Raw genomic sequence first — 4,452 nt, forward strand, 5'->3', positions numbered from 1 at the left:
CCGATGACCGATATTAAGCGCACGCCTCTTTACGCTTTGCATGTTGAGTTGGGTGGCAAGATGGTTGATTTTGCGGGTTGGGAGATGCCTGTTCAGTATCCTTTGGGGATCATGGGCGAGCACAAGCAGTGCCGCGAGAAGGCGGCTCTGTTTGATGTGAGCCATATGGGTCAGGTGATCCTGCGGGGCGAGAATGTGGGGGAGAAGCTGGAAGCGCTTTGCCCGCAGGCTTATGCGACCCTGAAGGAAGGCAAGGCGCGGTATGGGTTCTTTACCAACGCGGACGGCGGGATCATGGATGACCTGATCGTGTCGAATGCGGGCGATCACTATTTCGTGGTGGTGAACGCGGCGCTGCGGCATCAGGACATTCCGCATATGCAGGCCAATCTGGACGGGGTCGAAGTGACCGAGATCTTCGACCGCGCGCTGGTCGCGGTCCAGGGTCCCAAAGCCGAGGATGTGGTGGGCGCGCTCTGCCCGGCCGCCCGCGATCTGACCTTCATGGAAACCACCCTGGCGGACATCAACGGTGTCGAATGCCGTATCTCGCGGCTGGGCTATACCGGCGAGGACGGGTACGAGATCTCGATCCCCGAGGACAAGGCGATCGAGATCACCCGCGCCTTCCTGGCGCATGAGGATTGCGAACCGGCGGGTCTGGGCGCGCGCGACAGCCTGCGGCTGGAGGCGGGGCTGTGCCTATATGGCAATGACATCGACCAGAGCACCTCGCCGATTGAGGCATCCCTTGGCTGGGCGATCCAGAAGCGGCGCAAGGAAGAGGGTGGCTTTCCGGGCGCGGCGCGGGTGCAACGCGAACTGGCCGAAGGCCCCGCGCGCAAGCTGGTGGGCATCAAACCGACAGGCCGCGCCCCCGCGCGTCAGGGCGTCGAAGTGCAATGTGCCGAGGGCAATACCATCGGTCAGATCACCTCGGGCAGCTTTGGCCCGACGGTCGGCGGGCCGGTGGCGATGGGCTATGTGAGCAAGGGTCATGGCGAGCCGGGCGAGCAGGTCAACCTGATCATCCGGGGCAAGGCGCAACCGGCGCAGATCGTGGCGCTGCCCTTCGTCAAACAGAATTACAAGCGTTGAAGTCAGGAGAGAGACAACATGGCAACCTATTATTCCGAAGAGCATGAATGGCTGGCTGTCGAAGGGGACACGGCCACGCTGGGCATCACCGCGCATGCGGCCGAGCAGCTGGGCGAGGTGGTCTTCGTCGAGCAGCAGGAAGCGGGCGACGAGTTCGAAAAGGGCGGTGAGATCGGGGTGATCGAATCCGTCAAGGCGGCCTCGGAACTGTACGCGCCGGTTGATGGCGAGATTACGGAAGTGAACGAGGCGCTGGCCGACAACCCCGGCGCGCTGAACGAAGACCCGGAAGGTGAGGCCTGGATCTACAAGGTCAAGATTGCGGACGCATCGCAGCTGGAAGATCTGATGGATGAGGCCGGCTACAAGGCCTTCATCGGCTAAACCCATCTCGGAGCCTCGTCCTTGGGGCTCCCCGCTTCATCTTTTTCCAAATACTCCCGCCGGAGGCTCCTGCCAGAGCGGCCGGGCGAGACATTCCTTGAGGAGCGCACACATGGCCTTCAAACTGACCGACTACGAAGCCTATGACTTCGCCAATCGCCGCCACATCGGCCCGTCGCCCACCGAGATGCGCGACATGCTCAAGGTGATCGGCTTCAGGACGCTGGACCAGCTGATCGACGCCACCGTCCCGCCCGCGATCCGCCAGACCGAACCGCTGGACTGGGGTCCGGCGATGACGGAACGCGATGCGCTCTTTCACATGAAAGAGGTGGCGAGCAAGAACAAGGTTCTGACCTCGCTGATCGGTCAGGGCTATTACGGCACCACCACACCGGCGCCGATCCTGCGCAACATCCTGGAAAACCCGGCCTGGTACACCGCCTACACGCCTTATCAGCCCGAGATCAGCCAGGGCCGGCTCGAGGCGCTGCTGAACTTCCAGACCATGGTCAGCGACCTGACCGGTCTGGACGTGGCCAACGCCTCGCTGCTGGACGAAGCCACCGCAGCCGCCGAAGCCATGGCGATGGCCAAGCGCGGCGGCCGCTCCAAGGCCAACAACGCGGCCTTCTTCGTCGACAAGAACTGCCACCCGCAGACCATCGCGGTCATCAAAACCCGCGCCGAGCCTCTGGGCATCGACGTGCAGGTTGCCGATCCGGACCAGCTGGACGCGGGCGCGGTCTTTGGCGCCATCTTCCAGTATCCGGGCACCCATGGTCATGTGCGCGACTTCACATCGGAAATCGCCGCGCTGCACGAACACAAGGCAATCGCCATCGTCGCCGCCGACATCCTGTCGCTGGCACTGCTGAAGTCACCGGGTGAGATGGGCGCGGATATTGCCATCGGGTCGACCCAGCGCTTTGGCGTGCCGATGGGTTATGGTGGCCCGCACGCCGCTTACATGGCGACCACCGACAAGCTGAAGCGGGCGATGCCGGGCCGGATCATCGGTGTGTCGATCGACAGCCGTGGCAACAAGGCCTACCGGCTGGCGCTGCAGACGCGTGAGCAGCATATCCGCCGCGAGAAGGCGAACTCGAACGTCTGCACCGCGCAGGCGCTGCTGGCGGTGATTGCCTCGATGTATGCCGTGTATCACGGCCCCGATGGCATCAAGGCCATCGCGCAATCGGTGCACCGCAAGACCTCGCGCATGGCCGCCGGTCTGGAAGAGGCGGGCTTTGCGGTCGAGCCGGAAGTGTTCTTCGACACCATCACCGTCGAGGTCGGCCACCTGCAGAAAACCGTGATGGAGGCCGCCGTGGCCCGTGGCGTCAACCTGCGCAAGGTGGGCGACACCAAAGTGGGCATCAGCCTGGACGAACAGACCCGGCCCGAGACCATCGAGGCGGTCTGGGGTGCCTTCGGCATCGACCGCAAGGATGACAGCTCGAACAAGGTCTATCGCCTGCCCGATTACGCGCTGCGCGAAAGCGCCTATCTGACCCACGAGATCTTCCACAAGAACCGGGCCGAGGCCGAGATCACCCGCTATATGCGCCGTCTGGCCGACCGCGACCTGGCGCTGGACCGGGCGATGATCCCGCTGGGCTCGTGCACCATGAAGCTGAACGCCACGATCGAGATGATCCCGGTCACCTGGCCCGAGTTCGGCAACCTGCACCCGTTCTGCCCGGAAGATCAGGCGCAGGGTTATCTTGAGATGATTGCCGATCTGAACGACAAACTGTGCCGGATCACCGGCTATGACGCGATCTCCCAACAGCCCAACTCGGGCGCGCAGGGCGAATATGCCGGCCTGCTGACCATCCGCAACTATCACGCCGCGCGCGGCGAGGGGCAGCGCAACGTCTGCCTGATCCCGACCTCGGCGCATGGCACCAACCCCGCCTCGGCGCAGATGGTGGGCTATCAGGTCGTGCCGGTGAAATCGGATGAGAACGGCAATATCGATGTGGCCGATTTCCGCGAGAAGGCCGAGAAGCACAGCGATCATCTGGCCGCCTGCATGATCACCTACCCCTCGACCCACGGCGTGTTCGAGGAAACCGTGCAGGAGGTCTGCCAGATCACCCATGATCATGGCGGCCAGGTCTATATCGACGGCGCGAACATGAACGCCATGGTCGGTCTGGCCCAGCCGGGCAAGATCGGCGGCGATGTCAGCCACCTGAACCTGCACAAGACCTTCTGCATCCCGCATGGCGGCGGCGGCCCCGGCATGGGTCCGATCGGCGTCAAGGCGCATCTGGAACCCTATCTGCCCGGCCACCCCGAGCTGAACCAGGCCATCGGCCCGGTCTCGGCCGCCCCCTTCGGGTCTCCGTCCATCCTGCCGGTCAGCTGGGCCTATGTGCTGCTGATGGGCGGCGCGGGCCTGACCCAGGCGACCAAGGTGGCAATCCTGAACGCCAACTACATCGCCGCGCGCCTGAAGGATGCCTATCCGATCCTCTACACCTCTGAGACCGGCCGGGTGGCGCATGAATGCATCCTCGACACCCGCCCGCTGGCCGACGAGGGCAATGTGAGCGTCGACGATGTGGCCAAGCGTCTGGTCGATTCAGGCTTCCACGCGCCCACCATGTCCTGGCCGGTGGCCGGCACCCTGATGGTGGAGCCGACCGAATCCGAACCCAAGGACGAGCTGGACCGCTTCTGCGACGCCATGCTGTCGATCCGCTCGGAAGCGCAGGACATCATCGACGGCAGGATCGACGCCGAGAACAACCCGCTGAAAAACGCCCCCCACACGGTGCGCGATCTGGTGGGCAGCTGGGACCGCCCCTACACCCGCGAACAGGCCTGCTTCCCGCCGGGCTCGATGGGCGTCGACAAATACTGGTCCCCCGTCAACCGCGTCGACAACGCCTACGGCGACCGAAACCTCGTATGCACCTGCCCCCCAATGTCGGAATACGAAGACGCCGCAGAATAAAA

General features: G+C 63.9%; 3 protein-coding genes. All 3 read left to right on the forward strand.

Annotated elements, in window-relative coordinates:
- Nucleotides 1-3 precede the first annotated feature (3 nt).
- Nucleotides 4-1,098 (forward strand): glycine cleavage system aminomethyltransferase GcvT, encoded by a 1,095-nt coding sequence (gcvT, locus tag AC2TDJ_RS21180; RefSeq protein ID WP_480844660.1) that lies wholly within the window; start codon nucleotides 4-6, stop codon nucleotides 1,096-1,098.
- A gap of 18 nt (nucleotides 1,099-1,116) precedes the next feature.
- A complete protein-coding gene (gene gcvH / locus AC2TDJ_RS21185) occupies nucleotides 1,117-1,482 on the forward strand; it encodes a glycine cleavage system protein GcvH (RefSeq protein WP_480844658.1) in 366 nt (121 codons plus the stop codon).
- Between the two features lie 112 nt (nucleotides 1,483-1,594).
- Entirely contained in the window at nucleotides 1,595-4,450 is a 2,856-nt protein-coding gene (gene gcvP, locus AC2TDJ_RS21190) for an aminomethyl-transferring glycine dehydrogenase (protein WP_480844659.1), read from the forward strand.
- Nucleotides 4,451-4,452: the final 2 nt, after the last annotated feature.

The sequence above is a fragment of the Ruegeria sp. HKCCD6647-2 genome, assembly GCF_057221075.1.